The sequence below is a fragment of the Candidatus Erwinia dacicola genome (assembly GCF_001756855.1).
Taxonomy (GTDB): Bacteria; Pseudomonadota; Gammaproteobacteria; order Enterobacterales; family Enterobacteriaceae; genus Erwinia; species Erwinia dacicola.
The window spans coordinates 1-1676 of sequence record NZ_MAYS01000512.1 but is presented as its reverse complement, the minus strand read 5'-3'; the positions used below and the strand labels follow the sequence as shown (position 1 = coordinate 1676).

General features: G+C 45.6%; 1 protein-coding gene and 2 pseudogenes. 1 reads left to right on the top strand and 2 read right to left on the bottom strand.

From position 1 onward, the window contains the following. Positions 1 to 413, top strand: a 413-nt coding sequence (locus BBW68_RS13175; protein WP_148127524.1) for a DDE-type integrase/transposase/recombinase, incomplete at its 5' end; no start/stop codon positions are given. On the opposite strand, the pseudogene BBW68_RS19955 reads toward BBW68_RS13175, so the two are convergent. Both BBW68_RS19955 and BBW68_RS17040 read right to left on the bottom strand, forming a co-directional pair. Beyond that, positions 356 to 942 (bottom strand): annotated as a pseudogene (locus tag BBW68_RS19955) (IS1 family transposase). The gene BBW68_RS13175 and the pseudogene BBW68_RS19955 overlap by 58 nt on opposite strands. Before the next feature lie 52 nt (positions 943 to 994). After that, positions 995 to 1623: pseudogene (locus BBW68_RS17040) on the bottom strand (transposase family protein); the annotation flags it as partial. Between the last annotated feature and the right edge of the window lie 53 nt (positions 1624 to 1676).

Genomic DNA, 1676 nt, shown 5'->3' with positions numbered 1-1676 from the left:
GGGGCTGCACCATTGACTTTTACCTGTCTTCACGTCGTCACACCAAAGCCGCCTATCGCTTTATGGGTAAACTTCTGAATAATACGAAGCGCCTGCAAATTCCACGGTTGATCAACACAGATAAAGCCCCGACGTATGGGCGGGCGCTGGCATTGCTGAAGCGGGAAGGTAAATGTCCGCAGCATGTGCATCACCGGCAAATACAGTACCGGAATAATATAATTGAGTGCGATCATGGCAAACTGAAACGGATAATCAACGCCACGCTGGGCTTCAAATCAATGAAGACGGCTTACGCCACAATCAAAGGCATTGAAGTGATGCGTGCGCTACAAAAAGGTCAGGCAGAATCATTTTATTTGGGGCATCCCCTAGGCGAGATGCGTCTGGTGAGCAGAGTCTTTGAAAGATAAGACCTTTCAATAACACGAAAGGCTAACTCATCAATATCTTTGCAACAGTGCCGCTTAAACTGGCTCAAAAGTACAGGAATACGCTTTAAAATCAGAGCATTACGAGGGCCAAATGCATGTGCAGGGGCTCGCTTTCGGATGTAATCATAAGCATAAAATAACCATCACTGATTGCCTTTGCAACGGACATATGACCACTGCTCATCTGCCTCACAGCAGATAACTACCTCTGCGCCAAGCTCTACGTTTTGCGCTACCTAGTGCGGCGTAAGTTTTTTAGATGACGAAGAACGGTATTTAGAATTATCCGTAGAACCCGTGCTGTATCGCGGCATCCGGAGCTGTTCATCGCCCTATCAACGATGGCCTGATGGGGTTCGGGTTTAGCTCCGTTGTAGCGATAACTGAGCTGGAAGGTCTTCGGGCATTGGTTACAGCGATAAAGCTGCGCCCCTGAGCCGGAGTGACCGTTTCGGATAACCTCATGAGTTTCAGAACAGCGAGGACAAACCACATCAATCTTTGCCATCAATCATCCAAAAGGCAAAGAATACAACAACACTAAGTCTGCGTCATGACCGCGTTTTATATTCCGGGCAATCCGACACTTTTAGCCCTGTTTCACGAGTCTTATCGAGACAAAACTGAACGTTATTTCTGATCTGACCAATAAAATCCCAGCCCAACGAAGTAATATGATGAAACCATGCACTCTGAAATCCAGCATCCGTGACAATAATGACTCTGGCATCGGGTGGCAGGGATTGAGCGAGAGAATCAAGAGAATCATTTTGTATCAATGGATTATTTTTTTCAAAAGGAACGACTTTGCTCAATAGCTCAGTAAAGGAACAGAACGCCCGTCACAAAGAAGGCCTGCGCGAAGGACATGATACTCCTAGAAAGGATAGCCACTCCAGTCTATGGCAACTACACACAAAGATAACTGCCGTGTCAGCATTGAGGTAATTAGACTGAAAATCAATGGGATATCTCGATGTAAGAGACCATTCTCCATGAGACGATCAACGCGTTTAATCTTATTCTTAACCTATGCAGTCCCCGGCAAAAAATGATCGATGCTGGTCAGCGTCAGCGATGCACCGTTGATTAACGCCACTGTGGCATCCATCAGAGCATTTTATCGGTATTGATGAAATGGAGCTAACGTATTCCGGAAGAAATTTTGATATACTTTATGAACAGGGATAGCGGTGGTCTCATTGAATTATTGGCATAAATCAGTAGATCACATAACGCTAT